The sequence below is a fragment of the Streptomyces sp. A18 genome (assembly GCF_059026065.1).
Genome location: NZ_JBWLKL010000002.1, coordinates 119,652 through 141,014 on the forward strand (window position 1 = coordinate 119,652; position 21,363 = coordinate 141,014).

General features: G+C 71.5%; 15 protein-coding genes and 1 pseudogene. 1 reads left to right on the forward strand and 15 read right to left on the reverse strand.

Going from position 1 to position 21,363, the window contains the following annotated elements:
• Positions 1-107: 107 nt before the first annotated feature.
• The 8 genes from tmk to bldG all read right to left on the reverse strand — a co-directional run bounded on the left by tmk (position 108) and on the right by bldG (position 13,123).
• Positions 108-3,290 (reverse strand): dTMP kinase, encoded by a 3,183-nt coding sequence (tmk, locus tag AC5P1C_RS03310; RefSeq protein WP_493864127.1) that lies wholly within the window; start codon positions 3,288-3,290, stop codon positions 108-110.
• 116 nt (positions 3,291-3,406) lie between these two features.
• Positions 3,407-6,214 carry a type I DNA topoisomerase gene (gene topA, locus AC5P1C_RS03315; protein ID WP_493864128.1) on the reverse strand — a complete coding sequence of 936 codons (2,808 nt, stop codon included), beginning with the start codon at positions 6,212-6,214 and terminating at the stop codon, positions 3,407-3,409.
• A gap of 307 nt (positions 6,215-6,521) precedes the next feature.
• Positions 6,522-6,719, reverse strand: a complete 198-nt coding sequence (locus AC5P1C_RS03320) for a hypothetical protein (RefSeq protein ID WP_493864129.1) — start codon at positions 6,717-6,719, stop codon at positions 6,522-6,524.
• 328 nt (positions 6,720-7,047) lie between these two features.
• A complete protein-coding gene (locus tag AC5P1C_RS03325) occupies positions 7,048-8,580 on the reverse strand; it encodes a DUF7059 domain-containing protein (RefSeq protein WP_493864130.1) in 1,533 nt (510 codons plus the stop codon).
• Positions 8,581-8,753: 173 nt separating this feature from the next.
• Positions 8,754-9,335, reverse strand: coding sequence for a small secreted protein (locus AC5P1C_RS03330; RefSeq protein WP_493864131.1), 582 nt, complete (start codon positions 9,333-9,335; stop codon positions 8,754-8,756).
• 198 nt (positions 9,336-9,533) lie between these two features.
• The gene (locus AC5P1C_RS03335; RefSeq protein WP_493864132.1) at positions 9,534-11,942 is read right to left on the reverse strand and encodes a sodium-translocating pyrophosphatase; all 2,409 of its coding nucleotides are present in this window, start codon (positions 11,940-11,942) and stop codon (positions 9,534-9,536) included.
• Positions 11,943-12,230: 288 nt separating this feature from the next.
• Positions 12,231-12,668, reverse strand: a complete 438-nt coding sequence (locus AC5P1C_RS03340) for an ATP-binding protein (RefSeq protein ID WP_493864133.1) — start codon at positions 12,666-12,668, stop codon at positions 12,231-12,233.
• A gap of 113 nt (positions 12,669-12,781) precedes the next feature.
• Positions 12,782-13,123, reverse strand: coding sequence for an anti-sigma factor antagonist BldG (bldG, locus tag AC5P1C_RS03345; RefSeq protein ID WP_003975386.1), 342 nt, complete (start codon positions 13,121-13,123; stop codon positions 12,782-12,784).
• A gap of 80 nt (positions 13,124-13,203) precedes the next feature.
• On the opposite strand from bldG, the gene AC5P1C_RS03350 reads away from it, so the two are divergent.
• Positions 13,204-15,657, forward strand: coding sequence for a DEAD/DEAH box helicase (locus AC5P1C_RS03350; protein WP_493864134.1), 2,454 nt, complete (start codon positions 13,204-13,206; stop codon positions 15,655-15,657).
• 255 nt (positions 15,658-15,912) lie between these two features.
• On the opposite strand, the pseudogene AC5P1C_RS03355 reads toward AC5P1C_RS03350, so the two are convergent.
• The 7 genes and pseudogenes from AC5P1C_RS03355 to ssd form a co-directional block, all read right to left on the reverse strand.
• A pseudogene (locus AC5P1C_RS03355) lies at positions 15,913-16,254 on the reverse strand (Rv3654c family TadE-like protein); the annotation flags it as partial.
• Complete coding sequence (locus AC5P1C_RS03360) at positions 16,251-16,691, reverse strand: TadE family type IV pilus minor pilin (RefSeq protein ID WP_493864135.1); 441 nt, start codon at positions 16,689-16,691, stop codon at positions 16,251-16,253. The gene AC5P1C_RS03360 and the pseudogene AC5P1C_RS03355, both read right to left, overlap by 4 nt.
• Positions 16,678-16,896, reverse strand: coding sequence for a DUF4244 domain-containing protein (locus tag AC5P1C_RS03365; protein WP_493864515.1), 219 nt, complete (start codon positions 16,894-16,896; stop codon positions 16,678-16,680). The genes AC5P1C_RS03360 and AC5P1C_RS03365 overlap by 14 nt, the downstream gene beginning before the upstream one ends.
• 86 nt (positions 16,897-16,982) lie before the next feature.
• Positions 16,983-17,768 carry a type II secretion system F family protein gene (locus AC5P1C_RS03370; RefSeq protein ID WP_493864136.1) on the reverse strand — a complete coding sequence of 262 codons (786 nt, stop codon included), beginning with the start codon at positions 17,766-17,768 and terminating at the stop codon, positions 16,983-16,985.
• Positions 17,765-18,613: a type II secretion system F family protein gene (locus tag AC5P1C_RS03375; protein WP_493864137.1), complete on the reverse strand. Its 849-nt coding sequence runs from the start codon at positions 18,611-18,613 to the stop codon at positions 17,765-17,767. The genes AC5P1C_RS03370 and AC5P1C_RS03375 overlap by 4 nt, the downstream gene beginning before the upstream one ends.
• Positions 18,610-19,785 (reverse strand): TadA family conjugal transfer-associated ATPase, encoded by a 1,176-nt coding sequence (locus AC5P1C_RS03380; RefSeq protein WP_493864138.1) that lies wholly within the window; start codon positions 19,783-19,785, stop codon positions 18,610-18,612. The genes AC5P1C_RS03375 and AC5P1C_RS03380 overlap by 4 nt, the downstream gene beginning before the upstream one ends.
• Positions 19,782-20,921 (reverse strand): septum site-determining protein Ssd, encoded by a 1,140-nt coding sequence (gene ssd / locus AC5P1C_RS03385; protein WP_493864139.1) that lies wholly within the window; start codon positions 20,919-20,921, stop codon positions 19,782-19,784. The genes AC5P1C_RS03380 and ssd overlap by 4 nt, the downstream gene beginning before the upstream one ends.
• Positions 20,922-21,363: the final 442 nt, after the last annotated feature.

Here is a 21,363-nt window from a genome sequence, read left to right on the forward strand (position 1 = left end):
ACTTCATGGATCGCACGTCATGGATCGCACGTCGCGCATCGCGCCGTCGAATTTATTGTGGAGCACGCCACTGACAACGCGGACCGCCCGCTCAGCGAGGCCGAAGCTCAGCGCCCGTTCCGACCCCGGCCCCTGCCCCGGCCGCGCCCGCGGCCGTCCGCGTCGTCGTCCGGATCCCCCAGCAACTCATCGGCCAGGGACGGCAGATCGTCCAGCGGGGTCTCCTCCGCCCAGTCGGAGCGCGGCCGCTGCCGAGGAGCTCCCTGCTCGTCGACCTGGGGCAGCTCACGGGTCCGGTCGTTCCCACCGTCCGGCGAGGGGGCGGGCCGCTCGTCCCGGAAGTACCCGGGCGGCACCTTGTCCTCCCGTACCGGAGGCAGTACCGCGGTCTCGTCCGCGGCCCCCGGCACCGGCGGCTGCGGCAGTACCTCGGTCTCCTCCGAACCGTACGCGTCCCGCACCGGCGGAAGCACCGCGGTCTCGTCGGCCGCACCCGGCGCCGGAGCACCGGGCTTCACGATGGGCGTGGGCACCGTCGTCTCGTTGTCCGGCACGGCATCCGAAGGCTCATCGGACGGAGCGGGAGCAGGAGCGGCAGGCTTGGCGGGAGCGGCAGGCTTGGCCGCAGTCGGAGCCGCGGGCTTCGTCGGAGTGGGAGCCACAGTCGGAGTCGAAGCCGTCGTAGCGGTCGAAGCAGCAGCCGCAGCCGCCGCCGAAGCCGCAGCCAACCGCCGCGCCTCCTCGGCCCGCAGCAACGCCTCCTCGGCCTTGCGCTGCTTCTCGACCCGCCGCGCCTCGGCCTCGGCCCGAAGCCGCGCCTCTTCCTCCGCCTCCCGGCGGCGCCGCGCCTCCTCGGCCGCCCGCACCTTCTCCTCGGCGAGCAGGCGTGCCTGCTCCTCCTCGGCCTTGCGCTTCGCCTCCTCGGCGCGCTGCCTGGCCTCCTCCGCCTGGCGCTCGGCCTCGCGGCGCTGCGCCTCCTCCAGCTCGCGGCGGGCGCGCTCCTCCTCCTCGGCGAGGAGCTTGGCGAGCTGCTCCTGGCGCTCGCGCTCGAGCCGCTCCTCCTCGGCCTTGCGCGCGGCCTCTTCCTCGGCCTTGCGGCGTGCCTCTTCCTCGGCGGCCTTGCGGGCCTCCTCCTGCGCCTTCACCTCGGCCTCGGAGAGCGGCAGCATCAGGTCGAGCCGGTGCCGGGCCACGGTCGTGACCGCCTCCGGCTCCTGAGAGGCGTCGATCACCAGATAGCGCCCCGGGTCGGCGGCGGCGAGCGTCAGGAAACCGGACCGCACGCGCGTGTGGAACTCGGCCGGCTCCGATTCGAGACGGTCGGGAGCCTCGGTGAACCGCTCGCGGGCGGCTTCCGGGGAGACGTCGAGCAGCACCGTCAGGTTCGGTACGAGCCCGGCCGTCGCCCAGCGCGAGATACGGGCGATCTCCGTCGGCGACAGATCGCGCCCCGCACCCTGGTAGGCCACGGACGAGTCGATGTACCGGTCGGAGATGACGACCGCGCCCCGCTCAAGGGCGGGACGTACGACCGTGTCGACGTGCTCGGCGCGGTCGGCGGCGTACAGAAGAGCCTCTGCGCGGTGCGAGAGACCGGCCGACGACACGTCGAGCAGGATCGACCGCAGCCGCTTGCCGACCGGCGTGGCGCCCGGCTCGCGCGTCACGACGACCTCGTGGCCCTTGGCCCTGATCCACTCGGCGAGCGCCTCGGCCTGCGTCGACTTGCCCGCTCCGTCGCCGCCCTCCAGGGCGATGAAGAAGCCCGTGGCCGCGATCCCCTGCACGGGGTCGTCGCCGCCGCGCAGCGCGTCCCGCAGGTCGTGCCGCAGCGGCACGCCCTGCCGGTCGTCGATCTTGGCGAGCACCAGCGCGGCCACCGGCAGGAGCAGCGCGCCCAGGAGCATCAGCGTGAAGGCGGCGCCTCCGTGGTCGAACACGAACTTGCCGTTGACGAAGCGGTGCGGCCCGATCGCCGCGGCGACCACGGGGGCGATGAGCGCGCCGAGCGCCACGAAGAGGCGTACGACCGCCTGGAGATGCTCCGTCGTGCGTGCCCTGCGGTAGTCCTCGACCTCCTGGTCGAGCAGCGCGTGCCCGGTATGCGCGGCGATGCCCGCGGCCACTCCGGTGAGCAGCAGAAGCAGCAGCACGGTCGTCAGGTCGGGCACGAGGCCCGCGGCGAGCAGTGCGACACCGGTGAGGGCGATCGCGAGCGCGAGCAGCCTGCGGCGCGGGAGCGTGGGCAGCAGGGAGGGCGCGGTACGGATGCCGACGGCGGCACCGCCGGTCAGCGCGAGGACGATCAGGCCGTACGTGACGGGCCCGCCGTCCAGGTCCTTGGCGTGCAGCACGGCGACCGCCACGGAGGCCGCGACGGCCCCGGCGATCGCGGCGCAGGCGGCGACGAGCAGCGGGATCGCGCCGGTGCGGCCCTTGTCGGCGCCGCTGCCGGTGCGCGGCCTGCGCAGCCCTTCGAGCGGGCTACGCGCGCGTGGCGTCTGTGTGGCGGGAAGTTCGAGGAAGTAGACGATCGACAGCGAGGCCGCGAAGAGCCCCGCGGCGACGAACGAGCCGAGCCCCGCCTGGTGCACCTCGAACCAGTCGAGCCCGGCGCCCAGGAGGTTCCCCACCAGCGTGATGGCGACGAGCGCGGCGGCCGCGATGGGCAGCGCCACGAATCCCGTACGCAGCGACAGTCGCCGCAGCGCGTCCATGTGGTCCGGAAGCGGCCGCACCGTCGCGCCCTCCAGGGGCGGCGCGGGCAGCAGCGCGGGCGCCGCGCTCTCCCGGCAGACCGTCCAGAAGCGCTCGGCGACACCGATCACGAACGCGGTGACGAGCAGCATCGCCAGGGCGTTGTCCGGCGTCCAGTCGATCCACAGCGGCGCGACGATCAGCAGCGCGGCCCGCAGGCCGTCCGCCACGACCATCGTCCAGCGCCGGTCGAGCGGCCCATCCGGTGACGTGAGCGAGCTCAGCGGCCCCAGGAGCACCGCACCGAAGAGCAGCGTCGCGAGAACGCGTGCCCCGAAGACAGCGGTGACCGCGAACGCGACCCCTCGATAACCGCCCCCGAACGCCGCCTCGGCGATGGCCGCTTGCAGCGCGAGCACCACCAGGACGAGGAGCGCGAGGGCATCACCGACACCGCCGACGAGCTGGGCGCTCCAGAGCCGCTTCAACTGCGGTACGCGCAGCAAGGCGCGGACAGCACGCTCTCGGGAATCTGCGACCAGGGCGTCGTCGGGGGCCGGGTTTCCGACCGGTGGCTGCTCGGCACGCGTCATCCGTCCAGCCTATCTGGACGGTGTGACACACCGAAGGGGCGCCCGAACAAACGGGCGCCCCTTCGGTTCACACATTCACAGCGCCGTACGAAACGACCTGTGCCGCTGCTGCTCGGCTACTCGGCGGCGGTCTTCTTGGCAGCGGCCGTCTTCGTAGTGGTCTTCTTTGCGGCCGTCGTCTTCTTGGCGGCCGTTTTCTTGGCAGCCGTCTTCTTGGCCGCGGTCTTCTTGGCGGGAGCCTTCTTGGCCGCCTTCTTGGCGGTCTTCTTGGCCGGGCCCTTCGCCCGCTTCTCCTCGAGCAGTTCGTAGCCACGCTCGGCGGTGATGTCCTCGACGCTGTCGGAAGCCCGCAGCGTCGCGTTCGTCTCGCCGTCCGTGACGTACGCCCCGAAGCGGCCGTCCTTGACGACGACCGGCTTTCCGCTGACCGGGTCCTCGCCGAGCTCCTTCAGTGGCGGCTTGGCGGCGGCCCGCCCGCGCTGCTTGGGCTGGGCGTAGATCGCGAGGGCCTCTTCCAACGTGATGTTGAAGAGCTGCTCCTCGGTCTCGATGGACCGCGAGTCCGTGCCCTTCTTCAGGTACGGGCCGTACCGGCCGTTCTGCGCGGTGATCTCCACGCCCTCGGCGTCCGTCCCGACCACACGCGGCAGGGACATCAGCTTCAGGGCGTCCTCGAGCGTCACCGTGTCGAGCGACATGGACTTGAAGAGCGAGGCCGTCCGCGGCTTGACCGCGTTCTTGCCGGTCTTCGGGGTGCCCTCGGGGAGCACCTCGGTGACGTACGGGCCGTAGCGGCCGTCCTTGGCGATGATCTCGTGACCCGACGTGGGGTCGGTGCCGAGCGCGAAGTCACCGCTCGGCTTGGCGAGCAGCTCCTCGGCGTACTCGACGGTCAGCTCGTCCGGCGGCAGGTCGTCGGGCACGTCGGCGCGCTGGTGGCCCTCCGCGTCCTTCTCGCCGCGCTCGATGTACGGGCCGTAGCGGCCGACGCGCAGCACGATGCCGTCGCCGACGGGGAAGGAGGAGATCTCCCGGGCGTCGATCGCGCCCAGGTCGGTCACCAGCTCCTTGAGCCCGCTGAGGTGGTCGCCGTCGCCGTTGCCCGCGTTGGACGCGGCGCCCGCGTCGTCGCCCTCGCCGAAGTAGAAGCGCTTCAGCCACGGCACGGCCTGCGCCTCGCCCCGCGCGATGCGGTCGAGGTCGTCCTCCATGCGTGCGGTGAAGTCGTAGTCGACGAGCCGCCCGAAGTGCGTCTCCAGGAGGTTGACCACGGCGAAGGACAAGAAGGAGGGCACCAGAGCCGTGCCCTTCTTGAAGACGTAGCCGCGGTCGAGGATCGTGCCGAGGATCGACGCGTACGTCGACGGGCGGCCGATCTCGCGCTCCTCGAGCTCCTTGACCAGCGAGGCCTCGGTGTAGCGGGCCGGCGGCTTGGTCGCGTGGCCGTCGACCGTGATCTCGTCGGCGGACAGCGCGTCACCCTCGCTGACCTGCGGGAGCCTGCGCTCGCGGTCGTCGAGCTCGGCATTCGGGTCGTCCGCGCCCTCGACGTACGCCTTCATGAAGCCGTGGAAGGTGATGGTCTTGCCGGACGCGCTGAACTCGGCGTCGCGGCCGTCGGCAGCCGTGCCACCGATCTTCACCGTGACGGAGTTGCCGACCGCGTCCTTCATCTGGGAGGCGACGGTCCGCTTCCAGATCAGCTCGTAGAGCCGGAACTGGTCGCCGGTCAGGCCGGTCTCGGCGGGCGTACGGAAACGATCACCTGAGGGGCGGATCGCCTCGTGCGCCTCCTGCGCGTTCTTGACCTTCCCGGCGTACGTACGGGGCTTGTCCGGCAGGTAGTCGCTGCCGTACAGCTGCGTGACCTGCGCGCGAGCGGCGGTGACCGCCGTGTCGGACAGCGTCGTGGAGTCCGTACGCATGTAGGTGATGAAGCCGTTCTCGTACAGCTTCTGGGCCACCTGCATCGTGGCCTTCGCGCCGAAGCCCAGCTTGCGGCTGGCCTCCTGCTGCATCGTCGTCGTACGGAACGGCGCGTACGGAGAGCGGCGGTAGGGCTTGGACTCGACGGAGCGGACCGCGAACCGGGTGCTCTCCAGGGCCGAGGCGAGCGAGCGCGCGTTGGCCTCGTCCAGGTGGAGCGTGTCGGACTTGAGCTGGCCGACCGAGTTGAAGTCGCGGCCCTGCGCGATGCGCTTGCCGTCGACCGTGGTGAGGCGCGCGACCAGCTGCGAGGGGTCGGAGGCGTCACCGGCGCGGCCGGTGCCGAAGGTGCCCGTCAGGTCCCAGTACTCGGCGGAGCGGAAGGCGATGCGCTCGCGCTCCCGCTCGACGACGAGGCGGGTCGCCACGGACTGGACACGGCCCGCCGACAGGCGCGGCATGACCTTCTTCCACAGGACCGGCGAGACCTCGTATCCGTACAGACGGTCGAGGATGCGGCGGGTCTCCTGGGCGTCGACCATGCGCTTGTTGAGCTCGCGCGGGTTGGCGACGGCGCCCTGGATAGCGGCCTTGGTGATCTCGTGGAACACCATCCGCTTGACCGGGACCTTGGGCTTCAGGACCTCGAGGAGGTGCCACGCGATGGCTTCGCCCTCGCGGTCCTCATCGGTGGCGAGGAAGAGTTCGTCGGAGTCCTTCAGCAGGTCCTTGAGCTTCTTGACCTGCGCCTTCTTGTCGGAGTTGACGACATAGATGGGCTCGAAGTCGTTCTCGACGTCCACGCCGAGGCGGCGCACCTCGCCGGTGTACTTGTCGGGTACCTCCGCGGCGCCGTTGGGGAGGTCGCGGATGTGCCCGACGCTCGCCTCGACTACGTAGCCGGGGCCGAGGTAACCCTTGATCGTCTTCGCCTTGGCAGGCGACTCGACGATGACGAGTCGGCGGCCGCCCTTTGCGGTCTCGCTGGTCGGGGACAACTTCGCTCTTCTCTCCGGTCGGTACTCGGTGGCCGTGCTGCGTGGCTTCGGGGCCGTGCAGCGTGGCCTCGCTCGGTGCGCTTTAGTTGCGCTGACGCTGCGGAGTGTGACGGTACATCCCGCCCCCGTGTCAAACGGGAAAAGCCCACAACGGCCACTCGAACGGTAACCCGACTACCGCCATTCCTGCCGCCCGGAGTGGCGACCTGCCCTTTCACCACCTGGTTCACCACCCGGTTCACCACCGCCCGGCACCGGCGCCGGGCCTACGGCCCGTACGCGCCCGGTGGCCACCGACCACTTCCGGTCACAACCGAGTGAAACACCACACGGCGAGCACCAGCGCCCCTGATCCGGCGAGCGCCGCGAGCGTCGCCGATGCGACGGGGCTCACACCGTCGGCGACCGGCGAGCGGTGCGCCACCCTCGCCCCGGTCCACAGCAGCAGCCCCGCTCCGAACAGCGCGAACACCGTTCCCGCGAAGATCGCTGGTCCACTCTCCATGGCCTTGCCTCCCCGTACCGAGTTCCCTGCTTCGGGAAACTTGCACGCCCGGGAAGCCGGGGCGCGAACCCCGGGTGAACGGAGGGCGCCCGGTCCCTTCCACCGGTCGGCGTCCGGCCCAAAACGACCGGATCCGATCGCCGCGGTGCCGACTCGCACGGTCCGCCTTCTCGATGTACGTCCAGCGGTCGCCGACGTCCACCCATCCCACGCACAACGGGGGACCGATTCCCGCGATCCGTACGAGACACGCCGTACGCGTACCGCCAACGGCCCGCCTCCGCACTCCTTCGCTCCCGAGCTCGCGTGGTTTCGGGTGGTGCACCGCTCAGGCGCCGACGGGCTCCAGGAAGCCCTGCTCGACGAGGAGGCGGATCTGCGCGGGCGTGCGGTCCCGCAGCAATACGGGGTCCTCCCCGACCAGTTGGGCGATGGCGTCGAGGATCCGCCCGGCGCTCAGCGTCCCGTCGCACACACCGGCGAAGCCCGCGCCCACCGTGTCCACCTTGGTGGCCCGCCGCATCCCGCGGTGCTGGCGCAGCACGACATGCTCCGGGTCCTCGGCGCCTGGCAGGCCGACCTGCTCCTGAACGACCTCGTCCGCGAGCTTGAAGTGCCCCGCGAGCAGCGCGGCGTCGTCGTGCGACCGCAGGAAGTCCAGCCGCGCGAAGTGCTCCCGCACCGTCTCGCCCAGCGGCTGCTCGACCGGGTGCGGCCACTCCTCGACGGTCACGGACGGCTCGGCGGCGCCAGTTCCCCCGACAGCCTTGCGCAGCGTGATCCACCCGAACCCGACCGCGCGCGTCTTGCGGGCCTCGAACTCGTCGAGCCACGCGTCGTACCGCGCCGCGTACTCCTCGGGGTCCGTGCGGTGATCCCCTGCGTCCCGCAGCCACAGCTCGGCGTACTGCGTGACGTCCTGCACCTCACGCTGCACGATCCACGCGTCGCACCCGCGCGGCACCCAGGATCGGAGCCGCTCGGTCCACTCCTCCCCGTCCACGTGCTGCCAGTTGGCGAGGAAGTGCGCATACCCCCCTTCGTTCAACCGCTCCCCCGCCTGCTGAACGAGCGACCGGCACAGATCGTCCCCGCCCATTCCGCCGTCGCGGTAGGTGAGCCGAGCCCCGGGAGAGATCACGAAGGGCGGATTGGACACGATCAGGTCGTACGTCTCATCGCCCACGGGTTCGAAGAGTGAGCCCTCCCGCAGGTCCGCCTCGGGGGCGCCCGACAGCGCCAGGGTGAGCCGCGTGATGTGCAGCGCCCGGGGGTTGAGGTCGGTCGCCGTCACGCGGGTCGCGTGGTGCGCGGCGTGCAACGCCTGGATCCCGGAGCCGGTGCCGAGGTCGAGAGCGCTGGCCACAGGCGTACGCACCGTGAGTCCGGCGAGCGTCGTCGAGGCCCCGCCGACACCGAGTACGACCCCTTCGTCATGGCTGCCGATGCCCCCGGCACCGCCGACCGCGCACCCCAGGTCCGAGACGATGAACCAGTCCTCGCCTCCCGGCCCTCCATACGGCCGCACGTCCACCGTCGCCCGCAGCGCACCCTCACCGTCCGCCGCGGTCAGCCAACCGCCCTCCAGGAGAGGGCCGACCGGCAGAACGGCCGCCACGCGCGGGTGCGGCACGGAACGCTGCAGCAGGAAGAGCCGAACGAGCGTCTCCAGCGGCCCATCGCCGCGGGTGGCCCGCAGCGCGGGCACGGTCTCGCTGCGCGCGAGCGCCGTGTAGGCAGGCGCCCCGAGCAGCTCCAGCAGCCCGTCAGCGGTGAAGTCGACCGCCAACAGGGCTTCCCGCAACTGGGCGGAGACGTCGGCACGATCGGACGAGGGCAGGGGGGCGCTAGCGATACTCACTCCTTCATTGTGACCCGCATCCGCTTGTATCCACCGCTGTGGGCGATCGTTCCGCAGGGCGGAACGGGTGGGCAGGGCCCGAAGCCGCCGGGTGCAGATGAATACGCCGCTGCCCCGACGCCGGGGGATCGTTCCCAAGGCTCCGGGGCAGCGGACAAGAAGAGGGGCAACCCTTAGGCGGCGGAAGGCGTAGCGCTGGCCGACTTGCAGCTGTCCTGCTTGCCCATCGCCTTGCCCACCTCACCCTCCTGAAGCTTCTCGAGCGCCTCGTTACCGCTCTTGCTGAGCTTGTCCAGCTCTCCCGCGACGGACTTGAGGCCGTCCGCGAAGTCCGCCTGGTTCTTGGTGTCCAGGCCGTCGACCTTCTTCTTCAGGTCGCCGTACGACTTGGAGATGGCGTTCAGTTCCTTGACCGCGTCGTCGGTCTTCTTCTGCCCACCGTCGACCGGCGGGGCGCCCGCCTTCTTCACCGCGGCGCCCATCGCCTTGTAGGCGTCGGACATGTCCTGGAACGCCTTGGAGTCGGTCTTCTGGACGTCCTCCGGCGAGCTGTTGTCCGAGGTCTCCTTCTGGATCGCCGCGTTGGCCGCGGCGATCTTCTTCGACTGCGGCTGGACCGAGTCACAGACGTCCTTGGCCCAGGAGTCCAGCTTCTCGTTGCCGTCGTCGCTGCAGCCCGACAGCGCCAGTACCAGTACCGCACCGCCGGACAGTGCGGCTGCAAGCTTCTTGTTCACCGGATTGGTCCCTTCCATGGCTCTCGGCCCCGGAACTTACACGCCAACTGGGCTACAACCGCATGCCGGGGGTCCGATACCACCCCCATTGAAGCCATTTGCACCAAGCAGAGGGCGCGAGAGAAGGCTCACGAGACATTCACCGGACGCACGAAAGGCGGACGCCGCGTCAAAACGCGCCGCCCGCCCTCGTGTTGGGCAGAGTCTGACCCGGTGTTACGAAACCACAGCCGGGTCAGCCGAGTTGTTCACCCGCTCCGCACCACCTTCCTCCGCGTCGCCCACGGCGATGCCCCGCCTCTTGGAGACGTACACCGCGCCGATGATGACCAGGATCGAGAGCACGGCGATCACTGCCCGCACCCCCGCGCTCGCGTCGTCCCCGTAGCTGAACTGGACGACCGCGGGCGCGATGAGCAGCGCCACCAGGTTCATCACCTTCAGGAGCGGATTGATCGCCGGCCCCGCGGTGTCCTTGAACGGGTCACCGACGGTGTCGCCGATGACCACCGCGGCGTGGGCCTCACTGCCCTTGCCGCCGTGGTGGCCGTCCTCGACGAGCTTCTTCGCGTTGTCCCAGGCGCCGCCCGAGTTGGCGAGGAAGACCGCCATCAGCGTGCCCGTGCCGATCGCGCCCGCCAGGAACGAGCCGAGCGCGCCGACACCGAGCGAGAAGCCGACCGCGATCGGCGTGAGCACGGCGAGCAGACCCGGCGTGGCCAGCTCGCGCAGCGCGTCCTTGGTGCAGATGTCGACGACGCGTCCGTACTCCGGTTCCTCGGAGTAGTCCATGATCCCGGGGTGCTCGCGGAACTGCCGCCGCACCTCGTAGACCACGGCCCCCGCCGACCTCGACACCGCGTTGATCGCGAGCCCCGAGAAGAGGAAGACGACCGCGGCGCCCAGGATCAGACCGACCAGGTTGTTGGGCTGTGAGATGTCCATCACGAGGTTCATCGGGGCGCCGTCGCCCATTTTCTCGCCGACGTCTTTGGCCGCGGTCGCGATGGCGTCGCGATACGAGCCGAAGAGCGCGGCGGCCGCGAGGACGGCCGTGGCGATGGCGATGCCCTTGGTGATGGCCTTGGTGGTGTTGCCGACGGCGTCCAGGTCGGTGAGGACCTGCGCGCCGGCGCCCTCGACGTCGCCGGACATCTCGGCGATGCCCTGCGCGTTGTCGGAGACCGGACCGAAGGTGTCCATGGCGACGATCACGCCGACCGTGGTGAGCAGGCCGGTCCCGGCGAGGGCCACCGCGAACAGGGCGAGCATGATCGACGTACCGCCGAGCAGGAACGCCCCGTACACGCCGAGCCCGATCAGGAGCGAGGTGTAGACGGCCGATTCGAGACCGAGCGAGATTCCCGCCAGGACGACGGTGGCCGGACCGGTGAGCGAGGTCTTGCCGATGTCCTTCACCGGACGCCGGTTGGTCTCCGTGAAGTACCCGGTGAGCTGCTGGATCAGCGCGGCCATGACGATGCCGATCGCGACGGCGACGACCGCGAGAACTCGCGGATCGCCGTCATGAGCCGCGATCGCGGCGTCCGTGACTCCGTCCAGGTCGGCATACGACGAGGGCAGATAGACGAAGACCGCCGCGGCCACGAGCACCAGCGAGATGAACGCGGAGATGAAGAATCCGCGGTTGATGGCGGTCATGCCGCTGCGGTCGGAGCGCCGTGGCGCCACCGCGAAGATGCCGATCATCGCCGTCACGACGCCGATCGCCGGAACGATCAGCGGGAAGGCGAGTCCGGAGTCGCCGAAGGCGACCTTGCCGAGGATCAGCGCGGCGACCAGGGTCACCGCGTAGGACTCGAAGAGGTCGGCGGCCATTCCCGCGCAGTCGCCGACGTTGTCGCCCACGTTGTCCGCGATGGTCGCGGCATTCCTCGGGTCGTCCTCCGGAATGCCCTGCTCGACCTTGCCGACCAGGTCGGCGCCGACGTCGGCGGCCTTGGTGAAGATGCCGCCGCCCACACGCATGAACATCGCGATCAGCGCCGCCCCGAGGCCGAAACCTTCGAGGACCTTCGGCGCGTCGGCCGCGTAGACGAGCACCACGCAGGAGGCGCCCAGAAGGCCGAGCCCCACCGTGAACATGCCGACGACGCCGCCCGTGCGGAAAGCGATCTTCATGGCCTTGTGCGAAACGGCGGTGAGATCCTTTTCGGGTTCACCTTCCGCGGGCGTGGCCTCTCGTGCGGCTGCCGCCACACGAACATTGCTGCGTACGGCGAGCCACATGCCGATATAGCCGGTGGTCGCCGAGAACACCGCACCGATCAAGAAGAAGATCGATCGGCCGGCACGCTGATTCCAGTCGTCTGCGGGCAGCAGCATGAGCAGGAAGAACACCACGACGGCGAAAACACCGAGAGTGCGCAACTGCCTGCCGAGGTAGGCATTGGCGCCCTCCTGGATCGCCTTCGCGATCTTCTTCATGCTGTCGGTGCCCTCGGTGGCCGCGAGCACCTGGCGTACCAGCACCCAGGCGACCGCGAGGGCCGCGACCGCGACGGCCGCGATGACCATCACGATGAGGCGGTTGTCGTCGGTCAGTACTGCGGCTGCGAAGGTTGTGGGGTGGTCAAACTGATGAGGGGTAGAAAGCCCCGCCATTCGTCCTCCTTGACGCCTGGGGTGAGCTCAAGATGTGGACGGATTGTAGGGAGCGGAACCTGATCAAAACAGAGTGCCGCAAACGGAATTGGCTCGAGATTGCTTCCCAGCAAATGATCGCGACCGCAGATTGACCCCGAAAGCGGTAATGCCTCAAAACCGTTGACGACGTCGGCAGTCCTGAGGCAATTGACTGGGGCAATGATCCAGAAAACGAAAAAAGGCCCTGCTCCCAAGTACGGGAGCAAGACCTTGGTACGGCCGCCCGGGGAAACCGGGCCCGCCTGATCAGAGAAGCGGCGCCGGGGTGGTCGGCCACGTCATCCGGATGAGACCGCCGCCCTCGCCCGCGGTGACCTCCACGTCGTCCACGAGCCCGCTGATGACGGCGAGACCCATCTCGTCCTCGCCCTCGGCCTCCAGTTCGTCGGCCCCGTCGGGCCCCGAGCCGGGTTCCCGGTCACCGGACGTCGCGTGGGGGGCCTCGTCGCCGACCTCGATGGAGAACTGCTTCTCGTCCTCGATCAGGGCGACCCGCACCGGCGCCGCGACGCCGTTGCTCTGGTGCAGTCCGACGGCACGCGTGCAGGCCTCACCGACGGCGAGCCTGACCTCGTCGAGGACGGCCTCGTCCACTCCGGCCCTGCGCGCCACTGCCGCCGCCACAAGGCGGGCGGTCCTGACGTGCTCGGGCAGCGCGCTGAAGCGGAGTTCAACGGTGGCCATGCATCCCCCTCGGACATACGCGCGTGCTGTCAGGGGGCCGGGCCGAGGGCCCGGTCCCCTGCTGTACTGCCACCCCCGGGCCGGACAAGCAGCCGACCCGGGACTTCCGGCTCTCAGTCGGTGGCCGCGACCGCTTCCTCGACCGAGGTGTGAATGGGGAACACCTTGGTCAGGCCGGTGATGCGGAAGATCTTCAAAATACGCTCCTGGTTACAGACCAGGCGCAGCGAGCCCTCATGGGCACGCACCCGCTTCAGGCCGCCGACCAGTACGCCGAGTCCGGTGGAGTCGAGGAAGTCCACGCCCTCCATGTCGACGACCAGGTGGAAACTGCCGTCGTTCACCAACTCGACCAACTGTTCGCGCAACTTTGGCGCGGTATAAACATCGATTTCGCCACCGACCTCGACGACCGTACGATCGCCGACGGTACGGGTCGACAGGGACAGGTCCACGGATCCTCCAGCACCTTGCTATCGAGCGGTCATCCCTCGGGACACCTCGGCAGAGCCCCCAGTTCGGATCGCCAGCCGCGATGGCATTCAATCACTTACCGGCAGGCGTGCACGACGCCTTCGGACCATTGTCCATCCCGCCGGTGACACACTCGGTGCCGATGGCCAACTTTTCTCCCCCGGGCGGACCCTCCACGGGCGCCCCGGTACGCACGTCTCCACGGACGGTCCTGGACCGGCTCACCGCGGGGCCGAGCCGTGCTTCGCGCGTCACTCATACGGAGCACTTGCCCCCGCGCGAGGCCCGATATGCAGTCTGGCCTGATCGCATCCGTTCCGAAGTCGTCTCCGCGGTGCAATCGGCCGGGATCGAACACCCCTGGGCCCACCAGGCCCTCGCCGCCGAGCACGCCCTGGACGGCGAGTCGGTCATCGTCGCCACCGGAACCGCCTCGGGAAAGTCGCTGGCCTACCTCACCCCCGTCCTCTCGGCCCTGCTCGACGGCTCCGAGGCCCCGAACGGCCGCGGCACGACCGCCCTGTACCTCGCCCCGACGAAGGCCCTGGCCGCCGACCAGCGCCGCGCCGTACGCGAACTGGCGGCGCCCCTGGGCAACGCGATCCGCCCCGCCGTGTACGACGGAGACACCCCCGTCGAAGAACGCGAATGGGTACGTCAGTACGCCAACTACGTCCTGACCAACCCCGACATGCTGCACCGCGGGATACTCCCCTCCCACCCCCGCTGGTCCTCCTTCCTGCGCGCCCTGCGCTACGTCGTCATCGACGAGTGCCACACCTACCGCGGCGTCTTCGGCTCCCACGTCGCCCAGGTCCTGCGCCGCCTGCGCCGCCTCTGCGCGCGCTACGGCTCCGAGCCCGTCTTCCTCCTCGCCTCCGCCACCTCCGCCGAGCCGGCCGTCTCCGCGGAACGCCTCATCGGGCTTCCGGTGAAGGAGGTCGCCGACGACGCCTCACCCCGCGGCGACCTCGTCTTCGCCCTCTGGGAGCCGCCGCTCACCGAACTCCACGGCGAGAAGGGCGCCCCCGTCCGCCGCACCGCGACCGCCGAGACGGCGGACCTGCTGACCGACCTGGCCGTCCAAGGCGTCCGCTCGGTCGCTTTCGTACGCTCCCGGCGCGGCGCCGAGCTGATCTCGGTGATCGCCCAGGAACGCCTCGCCGAGGTCGACCGCTCCCTCGCCCGCCGCGTGGCCGCCTACCGGGGCGGATATCTCCCCGAGGAGCGCCGCGCCCTGGAGCGGGCCCTGCACTCCGGCGAACTCCTCGGCCTCGCGGCCACCACCGCACTCGAACTCGGCGTGGACGTCTCCGGCCTTGACGCCGTGCTCATCTCCGGCTATCCGGGGACCCGCGCCTCGCTCTGGCAGCAGGCGGGCCGCGCCGGACGCTCCGGTCAGGGCGCTCTCGCCGTCCTCGTCGCCCGCGACGACCCGCTGGACACGTATCTCGTCCACCACCCCGAAGCGCTGTTCCAGCAGCCGGTGGAGTCGACCGTCCTCGACCCCGACAATCCGTACGTCCTCGCCCCCCACCTCTGCGCGGCCGCTGCGGAACTCCCGCTCACGGACGACGACTTGGCCCTCTTCGGGCCGACCACCGAGGAGCTGCTGCCGCAACTGGAGGCCGCGAAGCTGCTGCGGCGCCGCACGAAGGCCTGGCACTGGACCCGCAGGGAGCGGGCCGCCGATCTCACCGACATCCGCGGCGAGGGCGGGAAGCCCATCCAGATCGTCGAGGAGGGCACGGGCCGGCTGCTCGGCACCGTCGACGCGTCCGCCGCGCACGCCGCCGTCCACGAGGGCGCGGTCCATCTCCACCAGGGCCGTACGTATCTCGTGCGCCGTCTGGACCTGGAGGACTCGGTCGCCCTGGTCGAGGAGGCAGGACCGCCGTACTCCACGACCGCCCGCGACACCACGGCCATCTCCATCCTGGAGACGGACACCGAGATCCCCTGGGGCTCCGGCCGGCTCTGCTACGGCTCCGTCGAGGTCACCAACCAGGTCGTCTCCTTCCTGCGCCGCAGGCTCATCACCGGCGAGGTCCTCGGCGAGACCAAGCTGGACCTGCCGCCCCGCACGCTGCGCACCCGCGCGGTCTGGTGGACGGTCACCGAGGATCAACTGGACGCCGCGCGCGTCAATCCGGAGATCCTCGGCGGCGCGCTGCACGCCGCCGAGCACGCCTCCATCGGCATGCTGCCGCTCTTCGCGACCTGCGACCGCTGGGACATCGGCGGCGTCTCCGTGCCGCTGCACCCGGACACGCTCCTGCCGACCGTCTTCGTCTATGACGGCCACCCGGGCGGGGCGGGCTTCGCCGAGCGGGCCTTCCACACGGCCCGCGAGTGGCTGACCGCCACGCGCCAGGCCATCGCCTCGTGCGAGTGCGAGGCGGGCTGCCCCTCCTGCATCCAGTCCCCGAAGTGCGGCAACGGCAACGACCCTCTGCACAAGCGCGGCGCCGTCCGCCTCCTCACCACCCTCCTGAAGGACGCGCCCAACCCCTGAGGGGCAGCACCCGGCGGCTGCGACAGCCCCGGATCCACCACCGGCCCGGCCCGGCGCCCTCGCCCCGGGCTTCCGCCCAGCCGACGCCGCAGTGAGCTCCGACGGCGCTCTGGCGGTGCGTGTGGATCGGGTGAGCTGTGTGGGTCGGGTGGGCCGTGTGGGTCGGGCGTCCGCCCGCCACCCGGCGTGCGCCACAGCGTGCGTCACGGCCCCCGGCTGCGGCGCCGGAGCGACCGGACCCGCCGGGCCCGCCCGGGATCTGACCTCCGTCACGAACGGACCGAAGTCCGCCGCCGCGGTGACGTCCGAGATCTCGCCGTGCACCGCGCACCGCACGATGCGCGTCCCCTGGGCCTCGGCCACCCGCCCCGCCCTCGCACACGCACCGGAACGCCCCTCCATCCAGTGGTCCGCTGCCGCCAGCGCCGCCAAGTCGGCCGCGCCTCCCGCTCGATGGCGGGTGACGATCACCTGCCCCATCGCGAGGACCGCGCCGCAGATCACGCACAGCACGGCCATCACGACCACGACCCACACCGTGGCGGCTCCCCGGTCGGAGGCGGCCCCGGCGCTCCGGAAACCAGCCCGCCCTCTCACGCGCCCACCCCCACCGTCTCCTCCGCCAACGCCACCGCCTCCGACCGCAGCCGCAGCCCGAGCCCAAGCGCTCGCGGCCCCGGCGAGTCCGCCACGACCTCCACCCGCACCAGGTCGCCGTCCCGCCGCACGGCCACCGCCGCACCACGCGGCGCCGCCTGCCGAGCCGCCGCCACGGCCGCGCTCTCCGGATCCTGCCGGGCCATCACGCGCGCCCCGGCCCGCGCCGCGTCCACGCACTGGATCTGCGCGGACGCGGTCAGCAGCGCCCAGACCAGCGCCATCGTGAAGAGCACGAGCGTGGGCAGCACCACGGCAGCCTCAGCCGTCACGAACCCCTGATCCCCGCAGCGGCCCCGGCTGCCCCGGGTGCCCCGGGCACCCCTGCAGCCTCTTGCCGCCCGCCCAGAACTGGACGTCACGTCAGAACTGGACATCGAGCGCCTTCTCCACGACCGCCTGCAACGCCGCCCTGACCTGCCCGCTCGTCACCACCTTGTAGAGCAGTCCGGCGAATCCCACCGCCGCGACGAGACCCATCGCGTACTCCGAAGTGACCATCCCCGCGTCGCCCCGCACCGCACGTGCCCTGCGCCTCGGCGCCCGCGCACACAGCTGTCCCCACATCTCAACCCCCGACATCTCAGCCCTCATGGAATTTCCGTCCGTTCACGTCACACGGCAGCCACGCCTCGCGCAGCCCCGTTCCAGCCACTCGGCCGCCGAGCTCAGATGCCGCTCAACAACCCACCCGCCAGGCCGATCACCACCGGCAGCACCCCCACCGCGATGAACGCGGGCAAGTAGCACAGCCCCACCGGCGCCGTCATCAGGACCCCGGCCCTGCGCGCCGCCGCCGTAGCCGTACGACTCCGTTCCGCGCGGCAGTCCGCGGCCAGACGCGCCACCGGGTCCGCCGCCGGAGCACCCGACTCCCCCGCCCGCTCCAGCAGGCGGGCCAGCGGCCCCGCGCCCGGTATCGCGCCCAACCTCCGCCAGGCTTCGACTGGTTCACCGCCGAGCCGCACCTCCGCGGCCCCCTGCGCCAGTCGCTCCCCGACCGGCCCTTTCAGCGCATCGCCCACCGCTTGCGCGGCCACCACAGGCCCCGCACCGGCGGCCACGCAGGCCGCCAACAGGTCTGCAGCCAAGGGGAGTTGCCGAGCAGCCTCCACGGCGTCGAACTCCACGACGCCTCCGGCACCCCGCCCCCGCCACCAACGCCACACCCCGTACCCGGCACCCAACCCCACCAGGCACCCCGGAACACCGCCCACCAGCACCCACCCGGCGCTCACGGCCCCGGCCACCGCCAGCCACCCCCGCACCGCGCCCCGCCACCGGAACCACCGCCTCGGCACGCCCCCCGGCGGCCGCTCCACCACCCCCAGTACGACCCCCGCACGCCCCCGCGCCACCCGCTCACGCCGCGCCGCAAGGACCGCCGACATCAGCCACAGCACGGCCGCCACACCCCACACGGCCACCCCAAGCTCCCGGGCAACGTGACTCATCGCTCCTCCGCCCCCTTCATGATCCGCAGCGCCCACCACACGCCGGCGCCCTCCAACACCCCGCCCACCACCAGGCATCCGAGCCCCGCGCCCGTATGCAGCAACACCCGTAGCGGCGCCGCCCCGAGCGCGCTCCCCATGAGCAGCCCCAGGACCGGAAGCCCCGCGAGCATCACCGCCGTCGACCGCGCCCCCGCCAACTGGGCCCGCAGATCCGCACGTTGATCCCGCTCCGCCCGCAGCGCGCCCTCCAGCCGCTCAAGCCCGGCCGCGAGCCCGGCGCCCCGGTCCACCGCCACCCGCCAGCACGCCGCGAGCCCCAGCAGCCCCTGCGCCCCCGGCTCCCGCGCCGCCTCCTCGAGGGCCCCCGGCACATCCCCGCCGAACCGCGCCGCCGCCAGCGCCCCGGCCCGCGCCTCACCGAGCCCGAGGCCACCACCGGCCGCCGCCCTCAGCGCCTCTCCCGGCTGCCGCCCCGCCCGCACCTCGCCCGCGAGGGACCCGCACAACGCGATCACTTCGGCGGCCCTTCGCTCCCCTTCGAGCCGCGCCTCCCTGCCCCGCCGCACGCGCCGCATCAGGGGCACCCCGGCCGCTCCCAGGATCAGCGGCACCACGGACTCCCCGAGCAGGGCGACCATCACGCCGCCCGCCGGCGCCCACCACTCGTGCCGCAACCGACCCCTGACCGCGACCCTCACCCGCCGCCACGCCGGACCCCCCGGCACGCCGTCGCCACCGCCCACGAGCACCGCCCGCGCCCGCCGCAGCCCTCGATCCCGCCCGACCACCAGCCAGGCCGCGCTCCCCGCACACACGGCCGCCGCAACCCCCGTCGCACTCATCCCCCACCACTCCCGTCACCGCCTGTCAGAAGCGACTCCAGCCGCTTCCAGCCCCGCTCACGGACAAACTCCTTCTCGCCCCACCGCAGCGCGGGCACCGTCACCACAAGGCCGAACGCATCGCGCTCCAGGACATGCACCTCGGCGATCCGCCGCCGCCCCGCCCGGTCCCGTACGAGATGGAGCACCACCGACAGCGCGGCCGCCAACTGGCTGTGCAGTGCCGCCCGGTCGAGCCCCGCCGCCGTCCCCAGCGCCTCCAGCCGGGCCGGCACGTCCCCCGCGGCGTTGGCGTGGACCGTGCCGCAGCCGCCTTCATGTCCCGTATTCAGAGCAGCCAGGAGATGGACCACCTCCGGGCCCCGCACCTCGCCCACGACCAGCCGGTCGGGCCGCATCCGCAGCGCCTGCCGTACGAGGTCGTCCAGGCCGACCTGACCGGCTCCCTCCTGGTTCGCGGGCCTGGCCTCAAGGCGCACCACGTGAGGGTGATCGGGGCGCAGCTCCGCCGAATCCTCGGCGAGCACGATCCGCTCGCCCGGCCCGACGAGTCCGAGGAGCGCGCTTAGGAGCGTCGTCTTGCCCGAGCCCGTCCCGCCACTGATCAAGTACGAGAGGCGCGCATCGAGCAGTGCCCGCAGCACCCTGTCCCCGCCCGGCGGCACCGTCCCCGCCGCCGTCAGTTCCGCGAGGGTGAAGGCCCGGGGGCGCACGACGCGCAAGGAGAGGCAGGTCGACCCGACGGCGATCGGGGGCAGCACCGCGTGGAGGCGGGTGCCGTCCGGGAGCCGTGCGTCCACCCAGGGCCTGGCGTCGTCGAGCCGCCGTCCGGCCACGGCAGCGAGTCGCTGTGCGAGCCGCCGGACCGCCGCCGCGTCCCCGAAGGACACCCCGGTCAGCTCCAGGCCCCCGCCTCGGTCCACCCACACCCGGTCGGGGGCGGAGACGAGCACATCGGTCACCGAGTCGTCCGCGAGCAGTGTCTCCAGGGGCCCGGCGCCCACCAGTTCCGAGCGCAGCTGTGTCGCCGCCCCGAGGACTTCCGCGTCGCCGAGCACTCTGCCCTGGGCCCGCAGCGCCTCGGCGACGCGGGCCGGGGTCGGCTCTGTCCCGTTCTCCGCGAGCCACTGGCGCACCCCGTCCAGCATCCTGGCCCCGACGACGGCGCTCATGAGCCGCCCCCGGTGGTATCGACCGGAACCCGCTCCCAGAAGGCCGTACAGAACCGCGCCAGCGGCCCCCGCGCGACGGCCCCCGGCGGCATTCCCCCGGCCAGCGACGCCAACAGGCCATGCTCACGTGGCAGTTCACCGACGAGTGGCAGCCCCAGCAGTCGTGCGACCTCCTCCGCGTCGAACCCACCGGGGCCGTCGAGTCCGCCCCCGGTGCGACCGGCGCCACCCCCGCCGACCACGACCCGCAGATCCCGAAGCACCATCCCGACCGCCGACGCGACCCGCCGAGCCCCCGCCACCGCACGCAGCTCCGCGGGCACCACCAGGAGCCCCAGATCCACCTGCGCCAGGGCCTCGGCCACTCCTTCGTCCACCCGGCGGGGCAGATCCACGACCACCACCCCGCCCCGCCTGCGGGCGGCGGCGATCACCGCCCGCATGGCCTCGGGCGGAACGACCACCGTGTCGCCCCGGTCCCAGCTCAGGACCCGCAGGGAGTGCAGCTCGGGCAGCGATTCCTCGAGCGCGCCCCCGCCGACCCGGCCCCTGGACTGCGCGAACGCGGGCCAGCGGAGTCCGTCGGCCGTCTCACCGCCGAGCAGCACGTCCAGTCCGCCGCCGAGCGGGTCGGCGTCCACGAGCATCGTGCGCCGCCCGCCGCGGGCCGCCGTGACGGCCAGCGCGGTCGCCAGCGTCGAGGCGCCTGCTCCGCCGCTCCCGCCGATCACCCCCACCGTGAGCGCGGGCCGTCCTACGCCCTCGGCGACATCGGCGATGCGGTCCACCAGCCAGCGCTCGCCGTCCGGCAGGACCAGCACGTGATCGGCGCCGATCTCCACCGCTTTCTGCCAGACCCCGGAGTCGTCCTGATCCCGCCCGACCAGCACGACCCCGCGCCTGCGCACGGCTCCCCGCACCCGGTCCACCGCGTCGTCCCCGACCAGGACGAGCGGCGCCGCGTCCCAGCCGCCCCTGCGCTCCGGCACGCCGTGCTGCACCTCTGGGCGCGCCCCTGCCGCGGCGCACAGCCGCAACAGGTCGTCCAGCAGGTCCACGTCTTCCGTCACGATCAGTGGTCCGCCCTGCCGTCCATCGGACGGCGGCGGCCCTTCACGTGTAATCACTCCAGCCACGATCCCCAGCCCCCTCTCACTGCAAGCCCGTTGAATGACGCGTTCCACATCAGCGATGAGTCGGCCAAAGCAATCCGGCCATGAACTTCGCGTGCGGAACGTGCGGAATCAGCGTGCAGCGGCCCTGGATATCGTGTGGATCTTGGTCAATAACTGTGGACAAGACGGGGGCTGTGAATATCCCCTTCACCCATACCAGTGACATCCCGAAGACTTCCGCAGAGCAGTCCAACGGCTACACACAGTTACGGATCTTGGGCATGCGAAGAGATCGCCGAAACGGCGGCCGACAGGCGCCAGGCGATCAGATGAGGTCGAGAGAGGCCCGGAAAACCCATCCGGACATGCGACGACCCCCGCCGGGGGGGAGAGCGGGGGTCGTCCCCACGGTCCGACTCGGGGGGGGGAGGAGCCAGACCGGGTTAGCACGGTCGCGAACGAT

Coding starts and splice junctions, on each gene's coding strand:
- AC5P1C_RS03350 (WP_493864134.1), top strand. CDS start 13,204: ATGGCATTCAATCACTTACCGGCAGGCGTGCACGACGCCTTCGGACCA.
- AC5P1C_RS03375 (WP_493864137.1), bottom strand. CDS start 18,613: ATGAGTGCGACGGGGGTTGCGGCGGCCGTGTGTGCGGGGAGCGCGGCC.
- AC5P1C_RS03340 (WP_493864133.1), bottom strand. CDS start 12,668: ATGGCCACCGTTGAACTCCGCTTCAGCGCGCTGCCCGAGCACGTCAGG.
- AC5P1C_RS03370 (WP_493864136.1), bottom strand. CDS start 17,768: ATGAGTCACGTTGCCCGGGAGCTTGGGGTGGCCGTGTGGGGTGTGGCG.
- AC5P1C_RS03360 (WP_493864135.1), bottom strand. CDS start 16,691: ATGTCCAGTTCTGACGTGACGTCCAGTTCTGGGCGGGCGGCAAGAGGC.
- AC5P1C_RS03320 (WP_493864129.1), bottom strand. CDS start 6,719: ATGGAGAGTGGACCAGCGATCTTCGCGGGAACGGTGTTCGCGCTGTTC.
- AC5P1C_RS03330 (WP_493864131.1), bottom strand. CDS start 9,335: ATGGAAGGGACCAATCCGGTGAACAAGAAGCTTGCAGCCGCACTGTCC.
- tmk (WP_493864127.1), bottom strand. CDS start 3,290: ATGACGCGTGCCGAGCAGCCACCGGTCGGAAACCCGGCCCCCGACGAC.
- AC5P1C_RS03335 (WP_493864132.1), bottom strand. CDS start 11,942: ATGGCGGGGCTTTCTACCCCTCATCAGTTTGACCACCCCACAACCTTC.
- AC5P1C_RS03365 (WP_493864515.1), bottom strand. CDS start 16,896: ATGTCGGGGGTTGAGATGTGGGGACAGCTGTGTGCGCGGGCGCCGAGG.
- AC5P1C_RS03380 (WP_493864138.1), bottom strand. CDS start 19,785: ATGAGCGCCGTCGTCGGGGCCAGGATGCTGGACGGGGTGCGCCAGTGG.